Here is an 18,777-nt window from a genome sequence, read left to right as displayed (position 1 = left end):
GGTCTACTGCAGGTTTACTGACGTCATTTGTGTTCAGGGCTCGAAGCGGGATGAGCGCGAAGTCCTCCGGCTCCTTGATCCGAGAGAACGGAGGGCCTGTCCCCCGGTCCAGCCGTTGCAGTTCTCGAAGCCCGTCTCCTTGCGCGCTCGGAAAGCCGTTGCTTGGGCCGAGCAGGGCAGGCCGGGACCGACTGCCGGCGACCTACAACGCACCCACGGCATCACGACTTCCACGGCTGCTACTCGGTCGGCGACGACACCCTGCGGGGCGTGAACCGCCGCCGCAAGGGCACCGCGAACACCCTGGCCGCGCTGAAGTCGATCCGGGCCGCCCGGACGGACGGCGCCCCGGTCCACGTGATCCTGGACAACCTCTCCGCCCACAACGGCAAGAAGATCTTGCGCTGGGCGAAGGACAACAACGTCCACCTGTGCTTCACCCCGACCAACGCGTCCTGGGCGAACCCGATCGAACGCACTTCGGACCGCTGCGGCGGTTCACGCCGGCGAACTCGAACCATCCGAACCACACGGTCCAGACCCGCGAACTGCACCGCTACCTGCGCTGGAGCAACGCCAACGCCCGCCACCCCGAGGTGCCGGCCGCCCAGCGCCGGGAACGTACCCGCACCCGCATCCGCATCCGCAGCGAGAAACTCCTCCGCTGGGGCGGCAGACCCGCTCTCGCCGCGTGATCAGGCGACCGAGCGCGGAGCGTCACATCTTCACACCCCGGGCGATCCGATACAGCACATTCCGACGCAGTGGCCCCTCGGGCGCGGCGGGGTCGTCGAAGTCGCCAGCGGGATCCCGGGTCATGCCGATCCGGCGCATGACCGCCTGGGAGCGGAGGTTGGTGGCTGTCGTTACCGCCAGGATTTCGGGGAGTCCAAGGTCCTCAAGGCCGAAGGCCAGGCCCGCCACGGCGGCCTCGGTAGCGTAGCCGTGGCCCCAGGCTGAACGAGCAAGCCTCCAACCGATCTCCACCCCCGTGAACGGCATGCCGTCATCCACCTGGTCCAGGCCCGCGAAGCCGATGAACTTGCCCGTAGCCAGCACTTCGATCGCCCACCACCCGTAGCCTCGCTCGTCGAACTCGGTCTGGAACCGTGCCACGGAGGCATCGCTCTGTTCACGGGTCAGCAGGTCACCCAGGTGCTCCCGGACCTCGGGATCGGCATTCATCGCCGCCCACGGTTCAAGGTCAGAGTCCTGCCATCGACGGAGGATGAGGCGATCGGTACGCAATTCAGTCATGTTGCCAAGCCAACGTGGGCCGCGGTCCCAAGGCAATCCATTTTCCTCCGGGCTGTTACTGCCCAGCAGACACGCCCCCAGGGAAGCGAGGCGGGGCCACCGAACCGGTGAACCTTCGCGGTCACAGCACTAGGACACTCGCTACAGCTCGGGCATCGAACATCGGCACCGGGCAAAACCCGCATCCACATCCGCATCCGAACCGGTTCGGCCGGTGGCCTTGGCAGCATCGCTGGTTCGAGCACGAGTGGTCACGAAGAGTCCGGCCGTGGCCAGGCCGGGAGCCCGGGGGGTCTGGCGGACCAGGTGCCTTGAGACGGTGAGGGGTTCAGCTACTCCCCCATGCCAGAGCTACCCGACTCCGGGGCTGGAATTTTCCGCGGAAAATCGGAGCCACGAATGACCTGTCGGGCCCTGCCTACGAGCCCTGCGGGCTACCGATCCGCAGGAGGTTGCCGCTGCGGTCGACCAGCGCGAACTCCCGCATCCGGTAGTCGGTGTCGACCACCGGTGTCAGGCGGCTACCGGTGGCCGGGGACGTGGGGATGCCCGTCCGGGCCCAGTCGCGGTGCAGTGCGTCCGCGTCCCGCACCTGGAGGTAGCAGCTGCCGGCGGTGGCCAGTGGGTCCACTGCGGGGTCGTGACGGAAGTGGAGTTCCACGGTGCCGCGGACGACGATCAGGTAGCCGTCCGGCTCGTCCCAGCGACCGCGGGGCTCGAAGCCGAGGCGGCCGTAGAACTCCTGTGTCTCGTCCAGGTCCCGGCTCGGGAGGATCGGGACTGCGTACTCATCCATGGCGCCGCCTCAAGGGAGTGTCGTGCGAGCCGTGTCGGATCCGGCCGCAACCTTCTGGTGCCCGGGCGGCGGGTCCGGCGCACGGCCCGGGTCGGGAAATTTTCCGCGGAAAATCGGTGGGGCCCTGCTGGCTCGACCTCGGAGCGGTCATGAGCTCCGACGGCTGAGGCTGCCCGGAGCCTCGCGGTGGTCTTCGGCGGGCCAGCGCCCTTCTATGTGCAGTTGGATGAGCGCGGCGTGGGACAGCGGGCTGGTGGGATCGGTGACGTCTCCGTTGGTGGTGTAGTCCAGGAGCACGACATCGTCCTTGGTCCTGAGCTGCTCGACCAGGTCGGCGACCCGGTGCTCAAGGATCCACCGGTAGGCCGGCAGGTAGATCCGGCGCCGAGCGGCTTCGTAGGACAGCAGCCGGTCGCCGTCCAGCCCGGTTCGATGGCCACGGACGGGACCGTACCGGCGAACCGTCCGCTTCAGACCCTTCATCGTGGTGACTCCGAGCTTCGCGGGGTCGACGTCGGAATCGCCGAAGACCTTGAGGGCCTGCCAGATCCCCTCCACGGACTGGCTGGTCACGCCGTCGGAGAAGGGAACCGGAATACCGCCGTGCGGGTAGAACGGGCTGAGCCGTACCCACGGCTCCGCTGCCTTGGACGTCACGTCGATGATCTCGGCACCGGGGAAGGCCGCGGCCAACGACGCCATCGCGCGGCGGCGGCTGGCAATACGGATCGACACTGAGGCCCCCTAGTTGATGGCAACAACCACCGAGCATCCCCTATGCCACTGACAATCCGACGTCCGTGGAACCGGTGAGCGCTGGCGGCGCGGGCGACGTCGGCATCAGCCAGGGGCACGGCTCCCGCCTCTGCTCCCCCTTCTGGCTCCCCCTCCTGGGTCGCCGTCAGGCTCGACCCACCGGATGGCCACACGAACCGGGCTTGGTTCAGGGTTCATCCTGCGCGCCCCTCACCAGTTCCACGGAACTCCTCCCGCCCCAGAGAGGACGGCGATCGCACGAGCCACCGCCGTACTGATCACCGGACCACGTCCGCCGCGGCACGGCCCCGACCGCCCGACCGGCTGGGTACCGGCACCAGCACCTCTCCTCCCCCGCGCCTGCGGGGGTCAGGTGCTGAACTCGTACGTGGAGAGCTCCTGTGCCCCGAGGGGCGCAGTGGGTGTGCATGCACGAGGTTCGGGCCGCGCGCGGAGGTGCTCACCACGCCCCGATGATCCCCAGGGCTCGTTCCGTGACCTGCGCGGGGTCGAGGTGAGTGGTGTCGATGACCTCGGCCTCGGTGGTGAGCCACCGGGCGTAGGCGTCGGCGTAGACCGATGCCTTCCTGCGGCGGAAGACGCGGACCTTCTCGCTGCGCCCTTCGTCGCCCGGGTACTCGACGCTGTTCTCGATGCGAGCGCTGATCGTGTCGGAATCGGCGTGGAGCAAGAGGTGTACCAGCGGGATGGCGGCGGAGCGGATGCGGTCGTGGATCTCGCTCGCGTAGGAGTGGTTCAGGAGAGTCATCGGGACGACGACCGGCTGACCTTCGTTCTCCTCCTGAATGCGGACGACGAACTCGGCGACGAGGGAGCGCCAGGCCGGGAAGTCCTGGAAGTCCTCGCGCTTGCCGGGGAAGGTCTCGCGCAGGATGTAGCCGACCGTCTCCGGGTCGAACAGGACCGACTCGGGCAGGTGCCGACGAAGGGCTGTCGCCAAGGTGGTCTTGCCACCGCCGAAGGGGCCGTTGATCCAGTAGACGGTCACGGGCGATCTCGCTTTCGTCGGAGTTCTCCCGGCGAACGCCTCGAACCCACCGGGGGTTACGGAGACGCGGACGGGCCTCCGACAGCACGACAGCACGATGGCACACCGCGGTCGGTGGACGGCTCCGCCGCCGAGCTGTCCACCGGTCGTCGTGGAGCCGCGAAATTTTCCGCGGAAAATCCGAGCCTGTCAACGGACGGCCCCCGGGCCTGCAGCCGGCCCCGGTCAGAAATTTTCCGCGGAAAATCGGTCGGTCGCAGGAACGGTCACTGACGCTCACGTCGGAACCGGCAACCACTACAAGCCTGGACGGTTGGCGAACGGGTACTCGCCCGCGACGTTGAACACCCTGGCGCAGCGTGCGCATTCGGCGTCACCGCAGAGACGGGTGGTCCCGCCGACGAGCGTCTCCTGCCCGGCCCGGACAAGGGTCTCGCGCATCCATCGGCCAATCCCCGAGAACTCCTCGGAGGACAGCAGCCGTGGGTCGTACCGGTCGACGTCCCCCGGGTTTCCAGTCCCGGATCGCCGAGTAGCGCCTGTAGTCACCGATGGCGATCGTCACCTCGGGCGGCTAGGAGCTGTTGTGGAAGTGCTGGTCACGGCCACCCGAGTGCGTCGAAAGCCTCTTCGACGGTCGTTGGCTGGAGTTCTGCGAACGGCTCGTGCTGATGCTTGTCAGTGGTCGTGGTTAGGGTGACGATCATGAGTCTGGCAGCAGTAATGATCACGATGGATTGTGCGGAACCGCAGGAGCTGGCCCAGTGGTGGGCCACTGCATTGGGAGGCGAGATCGTCCAGGACCACGGCGACTTCGTCATCGTCAGAGCGCAGCCTCTGGCACTGGGTTTCCAGCGCGTGGCCGAAGAGCGGCGGGGCAAGAACCGTGTACACGTCGACTTCGCCGCTGCGCCCGGCACGGGCCTGGCTGCGGAGGTGGAGCGGCTGGTCGCTCTGGGTGCGAGCGTCGTCGGCGAGCACACTATTCCGGGCCTCACCTGGACTGTGCTGCGGGACCCGGCCGGCAACGAGTTCTGCGTCCACTAGGGTCCTGTTGCGACAGTGGATCTTGTTTGTCGGTGATCACGTCCTGTGGGACGTGGGGATCTGACGAACGGCCAGTGGGCCCGGCTTGAGCCTCTGCTGCCGCGAGGCATCAAGCCGGGCCGTCCGCGGGTGTGGACGCGGCGGCAGTTGATAGACGGCATAGGCGGCGGACGCGGACCGGTGCTCCCTGGCGGGTCGTGCACGAACTTTATGGGCCGTGGGACCGGGTCTATGACCTGTTTCAGCGGTGGCAGCGGGACGGTGACTGGGCGAGGATCCTCACCCAGCTCCAGGCCGAGGCGGACGCGAAGGGCCTGATCACCTGGGACGTCAACGTCAATTCCACCGTCTGCCGAGCCCACCAGCACGCCGCTGGAGCGGCAAAGGGGACCTCCAGAAGGAACCGCCCGGCGGGATCTTCGTCGAGCCGACCGACCACGGCCTCGGGCGCTCGCGCGGCGAACTGACCAGCAAAATCCACCTCACGGTCGAGCAAGGGCAGAAGCCCTTGTCCGTGATGATCACGGCCGGACAGCGGGCGACTCCCCGCAGTTCGAGCCGTCCTGGAAGCCATCCGGGTTCCCCGGCTGGGGGCCGGCAGGCCGCGCAAGCGCCCGAACCGGGGGCGGGCCGATAAGGCGGGCCGGACGGGGTTGGGCTACTCCGGTAAACCTCTGACGTGAGGTATGCACAGGGCGGCAGGCTGTCCGACGCTGGGAGGGCCGCGAGGGAATAGGTGCGGCTGCAGGCCGTCGGACGCTTCAAGAGCGGCCAGAGGAACCGCGAGAGCGCCGACGCGTCACGGGTGAGCGATCGATCCGTGGAGCGATGGTGCCGGGCCTGGCCGGAGCAAGGCGAAGCCGAGGTGCTCGAAGGGCCGGACCCGATCTCACCAGCCCAACAGGTTGGGCAATGCATCGATGTACGGTGCGTCTTCGGGCTCTTCCTCGGCAATGCGACCGAGCACGCGCCTGAACTCCTGGCGCTCCTCTTCGTTCATCGAGCTCAGGTCCGATGCGATGTTCTCAAGCCCTTGAGAAGCAACATCGCGATCGATCTCATCGGCCGATGAATGGTCGAGCAACATAATGGCTGAGAGCACTGCCCTCGCAAGGTGGTCTTCAATCACTACTTCGCCTGCCTTGTGACGATGGTCGTAACTCGATTTAGGTGACGTCGGGACGCTGCCCAGTGGGCTGGTGACGGTCCCTGCTCCCGCACAGACCTAACCGAACAGGTCGTCGGAGAAGCCTGCGGCTGGCAGCAGCGCATCCTCGGTCATCCACAGCGACACCGTGTCAACCGCGAGCGCTCTGTCGATGAAGCAGCCGCTCGGGATCTCCAGCAGATCGTCGAAGCGAACCCTCTGCCGGGTGCGCTCCGGGCCTCGCGGGCCTCGCGTCACGGTCTGGAAGAACTCGTCGTCGGTGTGGACGATGGCCCAGCGCGTTGGACCGATGGCGATGCTGAACGAGTTCTCCGGGATGTCGGCGCCCCGCCACAGCGAGACGCCAGCCAGACAATCGGCCCCCTCCGCGCGGTAGACCTGCGCGGCCCGGTCAGCGTGCGCGACGACCTCGGCGACGTCTGCGAGGTGGCAGCCGATCTCCACCTGGTCGGTCGGCTGCCAGTACCTGAGGTAGAAGGCACCTGCGGTCCCTTGCTCGGTCATATCACTTCCGTTCAAGGCTCGGCCTTCCCGAGCAACGGACGGGCTTCGGGCGTGCGATGCCATTGGAGCACGGGTCTGCGCAGGTGCAACCGGGGGATCAGGCGTCCGCCTGTCAGCAACGGGTGAAACGAGGGCCACGGACGGCGGATCAAGAAGCCTCTGGGTCCAGTCCACCCCATCGACACGCGATCGCCAGGGGGCGGCTGGGGTGACTCCGCTTCGGCGATCTGCTCGCGCCACTCCCCCACGTCGCCCCGGCGCGCTCCCTCCCCAGCAACCCTTCGCCAACCCGGCTGATCCCCATCTCCACCACCGAGCGATCGTTGGAACCAGCTCGGGCAGCTGAGACCGTCGCCCAATTTTCCGCGGAAAATTCGAAGGCTCTATTAGAGAGTCCGGCGAGACCGCGAGGGAGTGGTCAGTGGTGCCGCACGCCCCGTACGCAGAGCCGAACCAGTGGTCCCGAATCTCTGCGGGGAGGACGACCCCGGATCCGATGTGCGCGGGGTCGAGGACAGACCTCGCCCGCGTGCCGCTGCCGGCCAGCGGCTGAAACTCCTGGATACCGCTGAACGGCCGGAGGCCCTCACCGTCCTGCCGGTATCAGAGTTCCGCCCACTCGCCGAGATCGTCCTCGCACTCGACGCGCTCCAGAAGCTCGGGAACACGATCGACGTCCCCTCAGGGGGCGGCTGCTCCGCTTTGGCGATCTGCTCGCGCCACTCCCCCACGTCACCCCGGCGCGCTCCCTCCCCAGCAACCCTTCGCCAGCCCCAGTTGGTCCCCATCTCCACCACCAGGCGATCCCAGGAACCGGCATGGACAGCCGACACCACCGCCAAATTTTCCGCGGAAAATCGAAGGCTCCACGCCACAGAGCCGCCGGGGGAGTGGTCAGTGATACCGCACGACCCGTGCCGCAGAGCCGGACCGGTGGTCCTGGATCACGAGCGAGCCCGGGCCGGGAGACGCCGAGCACAGCGGGCCGTGCAGGTCCAAGCTCCCGAACTCGGTGGGAAGGACGACGCCGGATCCGATGTGCGCCGAGTCAAGGGCAAAACTCACCCGTCTACCGCTACCCGTCGGCGGCTGAAACTCCTGGACGCCGCTGAGCGGTCGAAGGCCCTCACAGTTCTGCCGGAATCCCCGTCCGGCCCACCACAGCTCGACGGTCACCGCAGCGGACAACGCTGCGACGGCGGACAGGGACCACCACTCGCTGCCGAGCAGGGAATCGGACGGGCCGAGGGCGGGCAGGCCCAATGCTTCCGAGTCGTGGGGCTGGTCCACCGACACGGTCAGGCTACGGTCACCCGTGATGTCGATGCGGGCCTGCAGGCTGTGCGCCGGGGATACCGCGTTCGCCGGGTGGAGCAGGTCATCGCCCAGAGCGGCGAGGATGTTCGCCCCCAGTTCCAGGTCACCGGGTCCAGCCCCGAAGAACATGTGCAGGCGTTTGCGGACCAGAGCGCCGGGCTCGGGCGTCTCGATGCGGATGTCGCCGTACGGATGCTCTGCCATGGGAGCACGCCATCGGCGGAGTTGGGGAGCGGGCGGGCGGGCGATGTCGACCGCGGTTCTGCGGCTCTGGAATTTTCCGCGGAAAATCGGTCGGCCGACGACCAAGAGGTCCGGTCGATCATGTGACTGTCACCTGGTCGGATCGTTGTCCCGCGTATGGGGCGGGGTGAACGCGGTCATCTGTCGGACGCGGCGTGGGACGGTTGCGGCCGTTCCTGCCCATCAGCGATGGTCGGTGCGGGCGATGGCGCGACCGCCGCCAGATGATCGACAGGATTTTGCACCGAGTGCGGACCGAGGTCCACTGGCGCGATCTGCCGCAGATTTGATCCGCCGTCCGTGGCCCTCGTTTCACCCGTTGCCGACACTCGGCACTGTCTCCGCTGCAGCCGTCATCGTGTGGTTCCGCTCATGACCGGCCACTCGTGTTCAAGTCGAGTGTCGAGGCCCGCCCGACCGCGGCGAACAGGATGAGTGGCAGCTCCTTGTCGGCCTGGCCAATCGCCAGCGCAAGCCAACGACCGCGGTCGGGAAGCGGCCACACTTGCATGCACACGGCCTGTTGGCTGAGGTAGTCGAGCGGCTCGGGCGCCGGCTCTCCCTCGCAACCCGCACTCAGATACGGTCCGAGGTCCACGACGAACGCATGACCCCACCGCGTCGTCAGGCGTGCCGCCAGATCGTCGAGGCAGGCCTGCAGGTCGGCTTCGGCCTCAACCCAGGCCTGCCCGTCGTCGTCATCCCAGAACTCCCGACTGACCCGCAGCTCGCGCACATGATGCTCTGGTCCACCGTCCCCGGAGGCGTCGACATAGGTCACCTCCGGGAAGGGCTGCACGGCCAACGCGTCAATGGTCGAGAGATACTCTTCGGTGGTCATGGGCGCAGGTTATGGGATCGCGCAGACAACCGCCGTGGACCGTGCGCACCGACCAGTGATCGGCCGGACAGCTCCTTGGTCAGCTGGCTAGTCCGAGTTCTCCCAGACCAGCACGCCGGGACCATCGGGCGTGATGACCGGGATCCAGGCCTCGGCCGCTTCCGAGAGCCGGGACTCGTCGAGGATCAGCGACGGCGGGTAGAGATCGTCGCTGCGGCCGGAGCCGTACACCCCCAGGGAATCGACGGCGGCCCGCAGCCGGTCGAGCACCTTGGCCGACCACTCCTGGCCACGCATGCCCCACCCCTTCAGCTCGCCGACGAAGATCTCCTTCATGTCCTCGTCCAGATCCGTTCCGTAGAGCGGGACGAGGTAGCCCTCCTGCTCGTACTGGGCGCAGGCGTAGCCGCCGCACTGGTTCTGGTAGACGACGCCGGTGGGAGCCGCCACGATGACGAACATCCAGCCGCCGCCGCACCCGTCCGGGTCGAGGTAGACGTAGCGCTTCGCCGTCGTCGCGCCAGGAGGCTGGTCCGTCATCAGGTCGGTCTCCGCTGTGGGTCGGGGTGATCGGCAGCAGGGCCATCGAACCCCGAACGAAGTCCGCACGACCACTGGATTTCGGTGGGCGCCCCGCAGCAGCCAGATCGGCCCCACCGGGCTCCGGAATTTTCCGCGGAAAATCCGGCGGACCGACGCCCCGACTCGCCTGGCCGCTTCCTGATCCACAGCGCGGGCGGCTGGTCGGCGACCCGGATTCGCTCGTCCGCGCGGGCCTCGCCGCAGGCCCTCGTCCGCGCCTGGAGGTGGCCGACCCCTCCCCGACGACGTCCTGGAGACGCTGCTGACGGCCCGCAACGACGACTGGTCGGAACAGCGGCTCACCGCCGACGAGATCGAGCAGGAGCTCGCGTCATCCAGGCAGATCCCGCAGTCGTTCCGCCGCGGGATGCTCCAGCACCCGGACCCGGAGCTGCGGGCACAGTCCGCGAGCCTGTGGCTGTGGCTCACCCCCGCACAGTGCGAGGCGCTCCCGGCCCACCCGGACCCGGCGGTGTCGGAGGCGGCGCGCGAGAACAGCCGGATCCTGGATCCGGCGGCGATGGAAGCGGACCTGCCGGAACCCGATTGCCACCACCGGGCCGGGCTGCTCGTCAACTACGCCGTCTCCCGGGCCGTGGCCCGAGCGGTGCCTCGCGTAGGGGCGCGCAACCTCTGGGCGCTCGCCTCCAACCAGCACACGCCCGGCCCGGCTGCAGCCGCTCCCGCGCACCTGGCCTCAGCGCGCCGCCTCGGCCGGGCGCTCGGGCACCCGGCCGAGTGCGCACCTCCTCGACCACGCCGCCCCGGAGGTCCGCGCCCTGGCCGCCGCCGACCGCGGCCTCGCCGAGCCGCCGGTCCGGCTGCTGTCCGACCCCGACCCCGGGGTCCGTCGGGCGGCGGCCGCCAATCCGCTGCTCCGCTGGGGCTGGTGTCGTCCCTCCTCGAGGACCCGGAGCTGGCCGAGGGCGCCGCGGCCAACCCGTCGCTGCCCGTCGCTGCCCGTCGCACGGCTCCACGAGCTGCTCGACCGTGGCGGGCTGGCAGCCGCTGCTCCGTAGGGAGAAGCCGCACCAGGTCGGCTCCGGCGGGGTAGGCTGCCGACCCGTGTTCGAGTACCACGGCTGGATCAACGTCCTGGAGAGCGTCGGCGCCGATGACGAGGACATCCGCCTCGAAGAGGACCGCCTGAACGTCATCGCGGAAGGCGTTCGTCGGCGGGTCGAGGAAATCGCGAGCCCCTGCCTCCTGGACCTGCGCCGGATGAACGGCGCCTTGTTCCTCCACTTCGGGGGCCAGCCGAACCGCCGCGATCCGGAGGTCCTCGACTTCTTCCGTGAGGTCGGCCGCCACGCGTCGGCTTCGTACGGCTTGCTGCACGTGCGCGATGACGAGGACCCGGCTCACGAGAACGAGGTCTACGTCCTCCGGATGGTCCGGGGCGAGGTCAGTGAGCACGCGGAGCCGATGCTGTCGCCCTGCGTCCCCGTCCTTGAGGATCCCTTCCACGGCTGACCGGGCAGCGGACACGCCGGCGCGCCGCCACCCCCTGCGGAGAAGGGGGATGCGCGCCGGCTCAGCTGCCGTGGTGCTTCTCAGCGGTCAGTGCGGCCGCGAGTCGTGTCGCCGGGTCGTCGGCGAGCCGGTGGTGCGACCGCCCGGCCGGCCAGGTGGAGATGCCGTCGTCCGGCCAGCGCGGAACGACGTGGAAGTGCAGGTGCCGCACCGACTGCTCCGATGCCGGACCGCTCGCGTTGAGGATGTTCACGCCGGTTGCGCGCAACACGGAGCGCATGGCGCCTGCCACGCGCTGAACCAGGTCGACGGTCTCGGCCAGCACGTCGGTGGGGGTGTCGAAGACATCGGCGTGGTGAGCCGTCGGCACCACCAGGGTGTGCCCTGGGGCGAGCGGGTCGAGAGGGGTGAACGCGCAGGTGGACGGTCCCCGGGCCACCCAGTGGGCGGTGTCCTCTCGGATGATCCGGCAGAAGGGGCACGACATCCGGATGACTCTGCCACAGGTGGAGAACGCGACTGCCGGGCGCCCGGGAAGGGGCTGGCGACCTACGGTTCTGCGGACAACGAAGCGGCCGGGGCTGACCAGTGCCCGGCGTTCCAGTCCGGGGCACAGCTCAGGACGTTCACGGCCTGTTGGCTTCGCCGGACGGTGCGGCGGTTCCTCGTCGGCGACGCGGAGGTACCGGACGGCCGTGGGGCCGGGGGAGGGGCCCGGATAGGCTGGAACAGCACGTCAGAGGGCTGTGAACGGCCGGGGAGGGTCCTGGAGCATGGGGAAGAAGAGCGAGTTGGACGACCTGCGGGCGCGCCTGGAGACGCTGGAGGCGGAGGTCCGTCGGCTTCGCGGTGCGGCTGCGCCGACGGGTACGGCGGTGGGTACTGCGGTGGGTACGACGCCGGGCACGGCGGCAGCAGTGACGGTCGAGGAGCAGCCCGGGCAGCCCCAGTCGATGACCCGTATCGCCGATGCCCTCGGTGTCATGGTCTCGGGCCGGGCCGAGGCACGGCCCGAGGAGCATCCCAAGGAACGGACCGAGGAACGGACCGAGAGGCGGGCGGAGGAACGGACCGAAGCGCGGACCCAGGTCCTGCGGACCCGCCCCGAGCCCTCGCAGCCCTCGCAGCCCTCGCAGCCCTCGAAGCCCTCGCAGCCCTCGAAGCCCTCGCAGCCCTCGCAGCCCTCGAAGCCCTCGAAGCCCTCGCAGCCCTCGAAGCCCTCGAAGCCCCGGAGCGTCCCCGTCCCCGAGCGCAGCGGCGGCCAGTTCCTGGAGAGCCTCCTGTCCGGCCGACCGGCACTCCAGAAGTAGCCGCGCCGCCGACGACGGGGCACCTGTGCGGGGGCGACCAGGACTCCCTGGTCGCCCCTGCACGGTTCCGGGGCCCTCAGGCCTTCGGCAGCGTTATCCCCAGTTCGAGCATGGCCGGTGAGGCCGGCCCGCCCTCCGAGCGCTCGGTCTTGTAGCCCTTGACGCCCGGGGCGACGGTGCGCGGGTCCACGGCCTCGGAGGGGGCGCCGGTGGTGTAGAGGCCGTCCGGGTCCTGGTCACGGTCGTGGGGCAGCAGCCAGAAGACGCGGCGGCGGAAGGTGCCGGAGGCGCGGGAGGACTTGGCGTCGGGGCCGAGGATCGCGTAGCCGACCATGCGGCCGTCGCGGTGGTAGGCCGGGCGGCCGCGCCGGGTGGTGAGACGGTCGAGCGACTGGCGCACGTAGTCGAGGTCGGTGGTGTCCTCAAGCCAGACGAGGTCGGTTTCGTGGGCGAGCTCGGCCGGGTCGATCAGCGCGCTCACGCGTTCTGCTCCTCTGTGTCGTCGGTGATCAGGCCGATGCCCGGGTAGTACTTGCGGCTGTTGGACAGGACCATCTCCTTGGGAGAGGTCATACCCAGTGTCTCGCGGACTCGTGCGGCGAACGCGCGGCCGGATACGGGATTGGCTCCCTCGAAGCCGCACCAACGGGTGTAGGCGCCGAAGAGCTGGGACTGTTCGGCACGCATGCCCTCCCCGGTGACGCAGGCCTCCTTGAGGAAGCGGCCGACGTGGTCCTCGGTCTCGGCGTACGCCGTGGTGGCGGTCTGAACGGCCTGGGGCCCGGCCAGGTCCTTCTCACCGGCGAAGTAGCGGCGGGCGCCGTCGATGAGCCAGGCGAGGATACCGGGGCCCTCCTCGGCGACGAGGACGTGGGCCAGGTTGTCGATCTTGCGTTCCTCGGGGACGACCCGTTCGAACGGGATCAGGCGCATGCGGCGCCAGAAGGCGAAGCCGCCGGTGCCGACCTCGGGGCGGTGGTTGCCGAGCAGCCAGAGCTTGTGGGTGGGCTCGAAGGAGAAGAAGTCCTGGCGCATCCGGCGGGCCTTGATCTTGTCGCCGCCGGTGAGGAGCTTGACCCGGGCCTCGTCGAAGCGGTCGCCGGGCTTGAGCTCGGAGCAGACGATGATGCGCCGGCCGTGGAGTTCGGCGAGGTCGGTGGGGTGGCCGTCGAAGGTCTTGGCCATCAGGAAGCCGGGCGGGGCCGCGTCCGCATAGTCGCCGAGCAGCTGGATCATGACGTCCAGGAGGACGGACTTGCCGTTCTTTCCCTGGCCGTAGAGGAAGGGCATGACCTGGGCGCCGACGTCGCCGCTGATCGAGTAGCCGAGCAGCAGGTGGAGGAAGTCGCGGGTCTGGCGGCCTTCCTTGTCGTCGCCGAAGGTGTCGGTGAGGAAGCGGTCCCAGCGCGGGGTGGGCATCCGGGCGGGGGCGAGCGTGGTGGAGCGCGAGTGGTGGTGGACCTTGGGGTCGGGCGGGACGATGGCGCCGGTGCGCAGGTCGACGACGCCGCCGGGGGTGCACAGGGCGTAGGCGTCGGCGTCGAGCAGAGCGGCGTTGAGCACCATGCCGGGGGCGGACTTGGCCTGGGCGAGCATGGCGTTCATGCCGGAGGTGGACAGGGCGCGGCGGCGGTGCCGGCGCAGGTCGGTGTTGGTGTAGAAGCCGCGGGCGTCGTGGGTGGCGATGCTCTCGGCCATCTCGCCGGCGGCCCACAGGACGGTGTCGTCCTCGTCGAGCTGCCAGCGGTGGGTGGCCCAGCGGTACCAGCCGATGCCGGGGACGTGGCGGTAGTCGCGCCCGTAGAGGTGGACGAAGAGCTTGGCGTTGCCACGGTCGGAGAGGGAGTCGGGCAGGAGGCCGTGCTGGCTCGCCTGTGGGCCGGCTTTGGAGCCCGCCTGGACCGGAGCGGTCAGCGGTTCCTGGGCGCCGCCGTGGAACGGCTGGACCGGCCCCTGCGGAGCCAGGCCGGGGCCCGCGCCGGGACCGGGACCCACGCCAGGACCGGGACCGGGGGCAGCGGCGGGGGAGGGCGCGACGGGCGCGTCGAGGAGGCTCTCCTGGACGGCCGTACCGTGCCAGGGAGCCTGCGCGGGCCCGGGGACGGGCGGGTACTCCAGGATCTGCTGGGCAGCGGCCACGGGATCGAAGACCGTCCTCTTGCGGGGGCTGTCGCTCATCCTCGCGCCCTCCCGATGTGCAGGGGCTGCCGGCCCCCGGCGGCGAGGCCTGAGCGGATGACGGCGGAGTTCTGCCGGTCCTGGGAGGGACGGGCGGTGCGGGCGGCGTCGGTCAGCAGCTGCTCGGCGGCGGCGTGGGTGAGGTGTCCGGCGGAGACGAGGCCGCCGACGGTGTAGGCGGCGCGGTTGAGCTTGCCGGTGAACCCGGCTCCCTCGGGGGTGGTGGCGCAGTCGGTGACGTCCTGGAGGACGGTGTCGAGGACCTTCTCGGCGCCGCGCCGCCCGCCGCCCGCCGCGACCACGGCCTGACGGGCCCGGTCGGGGACGGCCGGCAGCGGGCTGCCGGACTGCTGGGGGCGGTCCTTGAGGTGGCCGGTGCGGACGAGTTCCTCGGCGAGCCACCGGGGGAGCGGGGCCGGGACGGTGGCACCGGGCAGCGGCGTGTAGGTGCCGCTGGTGGTGACGGTGCTGGGCGCGACGATGTAGCCGCCGTGGGCGCGGACGTCGACCTGCCAGGCGAGGGCCCGGCCGGTGGAGGAGCCGGTGGAGCAGGTGAAGCGGTGGTGGGCGTCGTCGCGGTACCAGATGTGCAGACCACCGGAGGGGGTGCGCACACGCAGGGTTCCGGTGTCCGTGCAGGGGTCGGGGGCCTTGCGCAGGGCGGCCAGCAGGGCGAGCGTGTGGTAGCCGTTCTCCAGGCCGTCGAGGTCGACCCGGTCGTGGATCGGGATCCCGGGCAGGATCCGGTCCCGGGCGGGGACGTCGGCCGGGTGGCTGTCCACGTCGATGACCACCAGGCCGGCCGGGCCGCAGGCGACTCCGGTGCCGAAGCCGGGGTTGACCCGCCACCAGGCGCCGATGACGTCCTGGTCGGTGGTGGCGGCGTGGAAGCCGTGGCACCAGCGACCGACCCGGGGGCACGGGCAGTCGGCGGGGGAGTGGGGGAAGTCCTGGCAGGGCTGGCAGTTCGCCGGCGGGGTCTTACGCCCGGGTGCCAGCGGATGGACGGGCCACCCCTGGGCGGCACACCAGCGCGCGACCGCAAGCGCGTCCGGCTGACGCTCCGTTCGGTCGCTCCCCACGGCCTTCGGCGCCGTCACGCTGGTCCCTTCCCCTTAGTTCGGTAGCTGCTGCAGCTCCCACTCAGCTTCTTCGGTAGCTGAGTAGCTGCCCGGATTCGAGTCGCTCGTTCAGTCGCTGACGGCAAAAAGCCAGGTCAGGGCACTGGAGGGTGCCAGATCAGCGACTGAAGCGACCGAAGTCCAGAAGATAGCTCACACAGACTAGCCGAGCGAGCACATACGGTCCCGGACTGCCGGTACTTGCGGGGAAACTGAGCGACCGAACGCCACGGCAGCGACCGAGTCGCTTCGGTCGCTGTTTTCGGTCCAGCGGCGTTTCCCCAGGTCGGAGCCGATTTTCCCAGCAAACAGCGACTGAAGCGACTGAAGCCCGGGTCTATAACGCGCACACGCACACGGGAATGTCTTCATATACCCGACCTTGAGTCGCTTGGGTCGCTGTTTGGGTGAGTGCATAGGCTCTGACCTGGGGTTTTGCCCAGCGACTGAAGCCCAGCGACCGAAAGCGACTGAGTCTCTGGGGGCCCGGCCGTCGGCGTGTCGCGCGTGTCAGGGCGGGGTGCATGCCGCTGGTTCGGTCGCTTGGGTCGCTTCGGTCGCTTGGGTCGCTTCAGTCGCTCGGGTCGCTCGGGTCGCTCGGTCGCTGCCCGCCGGACGGGAAGCCGTCCGCGCCTGGAAACCAGGGCGCCGACCCGTAGGACCAGCTACCGAAGCGACCCAAGCGACTCTGGCCCGGACATGAGGTCACCTCCGCCGCCCGGGTCCCAGGACGGTCCCGGCCGGGTCTCCTCGCCTACGGTCGCTCCGGCCCCCGGACCGCCTCGACAGGAGCCCGGCGGAACCGATGGCCGGAGCGACCGTAGGCCCGCCGTTTCACCACGACCTGACGGTGTTGCGGCGACCGGTCCTACCAGTCGACCGTCCCGTCGCCGGGCAGCATCGGCCGGTAGGCCGGCCCGACCCAGCCATGGTCGTCGTGATGAAGCATCGCCTGGGCGACGTGGTGCAGCCATGCGGCGAGGCTCGGCCAGCCGGTGAAGTGGGCGGCCTCGTCGTGGGCGGCCCGGCCGAGGTGGTTGTGCCAGGGGCCGGGGCCTGCGTCGACGAAGTGCTCGTCGCCGTCGCTGCCCGCGAACGGAACCCACAACGCACCCCACCACGGGGAGTCCTGCTGGTCCGGGTCATCGGCGTCCCAGATGCTCATCCGCATGTCGCGGATCTCGGCGATCCGCTCCGTCGAGTACAGCGGGCCGCAGGGCAGGACGGTGAGGTACGAATTGTCACCGTCGTGGCAGAGCAGCGACTCGCGCAGGTCGGCGGGGAGCGGGAGGCCGAGCTGTTCCTCCGCCCGTGCGATGGCCTCGGCCGTCGCGGGCGGGCGCAGGTCAGCCAGGCTGACGGGCGCGAACTCGGCCAGCCAGGCGTCGATGACGCTCCAGGACTCGTTCACCGGGGCGAACACCGGGCTGATGCCGGTACGGGGAAGATCGATCATGAGCCAGAGCCTCCCAGAGCGCTGTGACAGGACGGCGGGCGCGTTTTGCCCCGGCGTACGCCCGCCCCGGGGCGGCAAGGCGTTCCAGGACGGCGGGGGAGAGGGTTCCCGGGTCGCCCGCATCCGCCGCGTCGTCCGGTTGCCCTCCGCGGCTCCCGCCCAACGAGCCGGATTCCACCGCGCTTTGGTAGCACTTGCTACACACCGCTACGCTCGCGCACATGACGCAGCTGACCGCGCGACCGGAGAACGCCGCGCCGGCCCGGAGGACGGTCTTCGAGCCGGAGTCCCGCCCCTGTCCGGCCTGTGCCCCGGCCTGTGCCCAGGCCTCGGTCCCGTTCCCGGCCCGCGACGCCACCGCGGACGCCGCATGATCCTGCGGATCGACCGGGCCTGGCTGCTCGACATCGCCCACCAGTTCGTACCCGGTGACCCGGACGTCACCGACTACGGCACCCTCGCCGCCGCCGTCGCCCGGCACGCCGACGAGGTCATGGGCGTCCCCGTCTACGAGGCCGTGAACCAGCGCGCAGCCGCGTTGATGCACCAGCTGATCCGCGTCCCCGCCCTGGAGTCCGCCAACGAGCACTTCGCCGCCGTGGTCGCCGCCGCCTACCTCAGCGCCTCCGGCGTCATCGTCACCGCCGACCCCCAACAGGCCGTCGACCTCGCCGCCCGCATCCGCGCGGGCCACGCCGACGTCCGGGAGGCCGCTGCCGTCATCCGCACCTGGTACCGCTGACGGCATTCCGCTCAGGCGACGGTGGCGAGCGCGTGGCCGAGGAGCGACATCGCGTCGGGCATCACCCGCCGCCAGAAGCCGTCCGTGTGCTCCCCGTCGGGGAACCGCCCCACCCGCGCCCGCGCCTGCCGCGCGACCTGGCGGGCAGCGGGGCAGAACGGGTCCTCCTGGCCGCACCACACGCCGAGGGCGCCGGTCTGCAGCTGGTCCAGACGGAGCGTCGGCTCGTGGGCCTGCCAGTCCGCCTCGTCGGCGTACCCGCCGGTGGTGCGGGCGTCCGCCCAGGTACGGAAGACGGCCGGGCTGAGCAGCGCCACGGCGTCGAGGTTGCGGCCGGCCTGGGTGCGTCCTACGGCGTACTGCAGGGCGCCCGAGCCGCCCATGGAGATCCCCGTCACGGCGCGCGGCGTGGGCAGTTGGCGGGCGTGCAGCCAGCCGGGGAGCTCCTCGCGGAGCATCGCCTGTGGGTCGTCGCCGCCGGGGGTCTGCCGGTGCCAGTACGTGGCGTCGCCGCCGTCCACCGCGACGACGGCGAACGGCGGCACGCCGCTCCCGACCGCGGCCGCCAGGAACTGCGGAACCCCGAGCGCCACCATGCCCTGCGCGTCGTTGCCGCGGCCGTGCAGCAGGACGCAGACCGGCAGGTTCGTGCTCGCCGCGGCACCGGGCGGGAGCATGGTCACCATCGTGACCTCCCGGCCCCGCGCCGCGGAACGCACCTTCTCGACCCGCACGGGCCCCGGAACCACGTCCGGCACCGTGCCGTCCGTCCCGGTCATTCCCAGCGCCTTCTTCAGCGTCACCCCGCCGGGCAGCCACCCGGCGAGCATTCCGCCCCCGGCGGCGGCCCCGAGCAGGGCGCCGCCGCCCGCGACGCCGGCCCCGATCCGCAGCAGGCGCCGGCGCGACAGCGCGCGGCCGTCGGGATCCGCCGAGGGCGGCTCAGTGGTGCTGCTGGTGTGTGCGGTCATGTGCGT

At 70.2% G+C, this 18,777-nt stretch carries 21 protein-coding genes and 2 pseudogenes; 8 read left to right on the top strand and 15 right to left on the bottom strand.

Annotated features, from left to right (window positions below; translation table 11 throughout):
- Positions 1-163 precede the first annotated feature (163 nt).
- Positions 164-695 (top strand): annotated as a pseudogene (locus tag ACZ6Z8_RS29280) (transposase); the annotation flags it as partial.
- 22 nt (positions 696-717) lie between these two features.
- Here ACZ6Z8_RS29280 and ACZ6Z8_RS29275 read toward each other — a convergent pair.
- From ACZ6Z8_RS29275 to ACZ6Z8_RS29260, 4 genes are all read right to left on the bottom strand, one after another.
- Positions 718-1,257, bottom strand: a complete 540-nt coding sequence (locus tag ACZ6Z8_RS29275) for a GNAT family N-acetyltransferase (RefSeq protein ID WP_465613027.1) — start codon at positions 1,255-1,257, stop codon at positions 718-720.
- Between the two features lie 418 nt (positions 1,258-1,675).
- Complete coding sequence (locus ACZ6Z8_RS29270) at positions 1,676-2,053, bottom strand: bleomycin resistance protein (protein ID WP_465613026.1); 378 nt, start codon at positions 2,051-2,053, stop codon at positions 1,676-1,678.
- 147 nt (positions 2,054-2,200) lie between these two features.
- Positions 2,201-2,788: a DUF6939 family protein gene (locus tag ACZ6Z8_RS29265; RefSeq protein WP_465613025.1), complete on the bottom strand. Its 588-nt coding sequence runs from the start codon at positions 2,786-2,788 to the stop codon at positions 2,201-2,203.
- 481 nt (positions 2,789-3,269) lie between these two features.
- A complete protein-coding gene (locus ACZ6Z8_RS29260; protein WP_465613024.1) occupies positions 3,270-3,818 on the bottom strand; it encodes a P-loop nucleotide/nucleoside kinase family protein in 549 nt (182 codons plus the stop codon).
- 705 nt (positions 3,819-4,523) lie between these two features.
- Between ACZ6Z8_RS29260 and ACZ6Z8_RS29255 the strand changes: the two genes are divergently transcribed.
- From ACZ6Z8_RS29255 to ACZ6Z8_RS29245, 3 genes and pseudogenes are all read left to right on the top strand, one after another.
- On the top strand, positions 4,524-4,865 hold the full coding sequence (locus tag ACZ6Z8_RS29255) for a VOC family protein (RefSeq protein WP_465613023.1): 342 nt from the start codon (positions 4,524-4,526) through the stop codon (positions 4,863-4,865).
- Between the two features lie 131 nt (positions 4,866-4,996).
- Positions 4,997-5,332: a transposase gene (locus ACZ6Z8_RS29250; RefSeq protein WP_465613022.1), complete on the top strand. Its 336-nt coding sequence runs from the start codon at positions 4,997-4,999 to the stop codon at positions 5,330-5,332.
- 269 nt (positions 5,333-5,601) lie between these two features.
- Positions 5,602-5,760: pseudogene (locus ACZ6Z8_RS29245) on the top strand (IS630 family transposase); the annotation flags it as partial.
- Here the strand turns inward: ACZ6Z8_RS29245 and ACZ6Z8_RS29240 are convergent.
- The 5 genes from ACZ6Z8_RS29240 to ACZ6Z8_RS29220 form a co-directional block, all read right to left on the bottom strand.
- Entirely contained in the window at positions 5,755-5,994 is a 240-nt protein-coding gene (locus ACZ6Z8_RS29240) for a hypothetical protein (RefSeq protein ID WP_465613115.1), read from the bottom strand. The pseudogene ACZ6Z8_RS29245 and the gene ACZ6Z8_RS29240 sit on opposite strands and share 6 nt — an antisense overlap.
- A gap of 96 nt (positions 5,995-6,090) precedes the next feature.
- A complete protein-coding gene (locus ACZ6Z8_RS29235) occupies positions 6,091-6,537 on the bottom strand; it encodes a hypothetical protein (protein ID WP_465613021.1) in 447 nt (148 codons plus the stop codon).
- Positions 6,538-7,431: 894 nt separating this feature from the next.
- A complete protein-coding gene (locus ACZ6Z8_RS29230; protein ID WP_465613020.1) occupies positions 7,432-8,058 on the bottom strand; it encodes a hypothetical protein in 627 nt (208 codons plus the stop codon).
- A 409-nt stretch (positions 8,059-8,467) separates the two neighbouring features.
- Complete coding sequence (locus ACZ6Z8_RS29225; RefSeq protein ID WP_465613019.1) at positions 8,468-8,938, bottom strand: hypothetical protein; 471 nt, start codon at positions 8,936-8,938, stop codon at positions 8,468-8,470.
- Between the two features lie 87 nt (positions 8,939-9,025).
- Entirely contained in the window at positions 9,026-9,478 is a 453-nt protein-coding gene (locus ACZ6Z8_RS29220; RefSeq protein ID WP_465613018.1) for a DUF6210 family protein, read from the bottom strand.
- Between the two features lie 1,107 nt (positions 9,479-10,585).
- Here ACZ6Z8_RS29220 and ACZ6Z8_RS29215 point away from each other — a divergent pair.
- Positions 10,586-10,993, top strand: coding sequence for an Imm7 family immunity protein (locus ACZ6Z8_RS29215; protein WP_465613017.1), 408 nt, complete (start codon positions 10,586-10,588; stop codon positions 10,991-10,993).
- A gap of 61 nt (positions 10,994-11,054) precedes the next feature.
- On the opposite strand, the gene ACZ6Z8_RS29210 is transcribed toward ACZ6Z8_RS29215, so the two are convergent.
- The gene (locus ACZ6Z8_RS29210; protein ID WP_465613016.1) at positions 11,055-11,480 is read right to left on the bottom strand and encodes an HIT family protein; all 426 of its coding nucleotides are present in this window, start codon (positions 11,478-11,480) and stop codon (positions 11,055-11,057) included.
- 286 nt (positions 11,481-11,766) lie between these two features.
- On the opposite strand from ACZ6Z8_RS29210, the gene ACZ6Z8_RS29205 reads away from it, so the two are divergent.
- The gene (locus ACZ6Z8_RS29205) at positions 11,767-12,303 is read left to right on the top strand and encodes a hypothetical protein (protein WP_465613015.1); all 537 of its coding nucleotides are present in this window, start codon (positions 11,767-11,769) and stop codon (positions 12,301-12,303) included.
- Positions 12,304-12,379: 76 nt separating this feature from the next.
- On the opposite strand, the gene ACZ6Z8_RS29200 is transcribed toward ACZ6Z8_RS29205, so the two are convergent.
- The 4 genes from ACZ6Z8_RS29200 to ACZ6Z8_RS29185 all read right to left on the bottom strand — a co-directional run bounded on the left by ACZ6Z8_RS29200 (position 12,380) and on the right by ACZ6Z8_RS29185 (position 17,058).
- A complete protein-coding gene (locus tag ACZ6Z8_RS29200) occupies positions 12,380-12,784 on the bottom strand; it encodes a DUF6009 family protein (RefSeq protein ID WP_030556097.1) in 405 nt (134 codons plus the stop codon).
- On the bottom strand, positions 12,781-14,481 hold the full coding sequence (locus tag ACZ6Z8_RS29195; RefSeq protein ID WP_465613014.1) for a DNA primase family protein: 1,701 nt from the start codon (positions 14,479-14,481) through the stop codon (positions 12,781-12,783). Before ACZ6Z8_RS29195 ends, ACZ6Z8_RS29200 begins: the two co-directional genes overlap by 4 nt.
- Entirely contained in the window at positions 14,478-15,581 is a 1,104-nt protein-coding gene (locus ACZ6Z8_RS29190) for a bifunctional DNA primase/polymerase (protein WP_465613013.1), read from the bottom strand. Before ACZ6Z8_RS29190 ends, ACZ6Z8_RS29195 begins: the two co-directional genes overlap by 4 nt.
- Before the next feature lie 889 nt (positions 15,582-16,470).
- Entirely contained in the window at positions 16,471-17,058 is a 588-nt protein-coding gene (locus ACZ6Z8_RS29185) for an SMI1/KNR4 family protein (RefSeq protein WP_465613012.1), read from the bottom strand.
- A gap of 221 nt (positions 17,059-17,279) precedes the next feature.
- Between ACZ6Z8_RS29185 and ACZ6Z8_RS29180 the strand changes: the two genes are divergently transcribed.
- Both ACZ6Z8_RS29180 and ACZ6Z8_RS29175 read left to right on the top strand, forming a co-directional pair.
- Positions 17,280-17,432 carry a hypothetical protein gene (locus tag ACZ6Z8_RS29180; RefSeq protein ID WP_465613011.1) on the top strand — a complete coding sequence of 51 codons (153 nt, stop codon included), beginning with the start codon at positions 17,280-17,282 and terminating at the stop codon, positions 17,430-17,432.
- The gene (locus tag ACZ6Z8_RS29175; RefSeq protein WP_465613010.1) at positions 17,429-17,800 is read left to right on the top strand and encodes a fic family toxin-antitoxin system, toxin component; all 372 of its coding nucleotides are present in this window, start codon (positions 17,429-17,431) and stop codon (positions 17,798-17,800) included. Before ACZ6Z8_RS29180 ends, ACZ6Z8_RS29175 begins: the two co-directional genes overlap by 4 nt.
- An 11-nt stretch (positions 17,801-17,811) precedes the next feature.
- On the opposite strand, the gene ACZ6Z8_RS29170 is transcribed toward ACZ6Z8_RS29175, so the two are convergent.
- Positions 17,812-18,771, bottom strand: coding sequence for an alpha/beta hydrolase (locus ACZ6Z8_RS29170; protein ID WP_465613009.1), 960 nt, complete (start codon positions 18,769-18,771; stop codon positions 17,812-17,814).
- Between the last annotated feature and the right edge of the window lie 6 nt (positions 18,772-18,777).

It is taken from the genome of Kitasatospora sp. NPDC101108 (genome assembly GCF_055584725.1).
The sequence above is the reverse complement of the archived record's forward strand: the minus strand, read 5'-3'. Positions and strand labels throughout refer to the sequence as shown.

Excerpts from the sequence above, each read along its gene's own strand:
- ACZ6Z8_RS29275 (WP_465613027.1), bottom strand. The coding sequence starts at position 1,257 with ATGACTGAATTGCGTACCGATCGCCTCATCCTCCGTCGATGGCAGGAC.
- ACZ6Z8_RS29270 (WP_465613026.1), bottom strand. The coding sequence starts at position 2,053 with ATGGATGAGTACGCAGTCCCGATCCTCCCGAGCCGGGACCTGGACGAG.
- ACZ6Z8_RS29255 (WP_465613023.1), top strand. The coding sequence starts at position 4,524 with ATGAGTCTGGCAGCAGTAATGATCACGATGGATTGTGCGGAACCGCAG.
- ACZ6Z8_RS29235 (WP_465613021.1), bottom strand. The coding sequence starts at position 6,537 with ATGACCGAGCAAGGGACCGCAGGTGCCTTCTACCTCAGGTACTGGCAG.
- ACZ6Z8_RS29230 (WP_465613020.1), bottom strand. The coding sequence starts at position 8,058 with ATGGCAGAGCATCCGTACGGCGACATCCGCATCGAGACGCCCGAGCCC.
- ACZ6Z8_RS29225 (WP_465613019.1), bottom strand. The coding sequence starts at position 8,938 with ATGACCACCGAAGAGTATCTCTCGACCATTGACGCGTTGGCCGTGCAG.
- ACZ6Z8_RS29220 (WP_465613018.1), bottom strand. The coding sequence starts at position 9,478 with ATGACGGACCAGCCTCCTGGCGCGACGACGGCGAAGCGCTACGTCTAC.
- ACZ6Z8_RS29210 (WP_465613016.1), bottom strand. The coding sequence starts at position 11,480 with ATGTCGTGCCCCTTCTGCCGGATCATCCGAGAGGACACCGCCCACTGG.
- ACZ6Z8_RS29205 (WP_465613015.1), top strand. The coding sequence starts at position 11,767 with ATGGGGAAGAAGAGCGAGTTGGACGACCTGCGGGCGCGCCTGGAGACG.
- ACZ6Z8_RS29195 (WP_465613014.1), bottom strand. The coding sequence starts at position 14,481 with ATGAGCGACAGCCCCCGCAAGAGGACGGTCTTCGATCCCGTGGCCGCT.
- ACZ6Z8_RS29185 (WP_465613012.1), bottom strand. The coding sequence starts at position 17,058 with ATGATCGATCTTCCCCGTACCGGCATCAGCCCGGTGTTCGCCCCGGTG.
- ACZ6Z8_RS29180 (WP_465613011.1), top strand. The coding sequence starts at position 17,280 with ATGACGCAGCTGACCGCGCGACCGGAGAACGCCGCGCCGGCCCGGAGG.
- ACZ6Z8_RS29175 (WP_465613010.1), top strand. The coding sequence starts at position 17,429 with ATGATCCTGCGGATCGACCGGGCCTGGCTGCTCGACATCGCCCACCAG.
- ACZ6Z8_RS29170 (WP_465613009.1), bottom strand. The coding sequence starts at position 18,771 with ATGACCGCACACACCAGCAGCACCACTGAGCCGCCCTCGGCGGATCCC.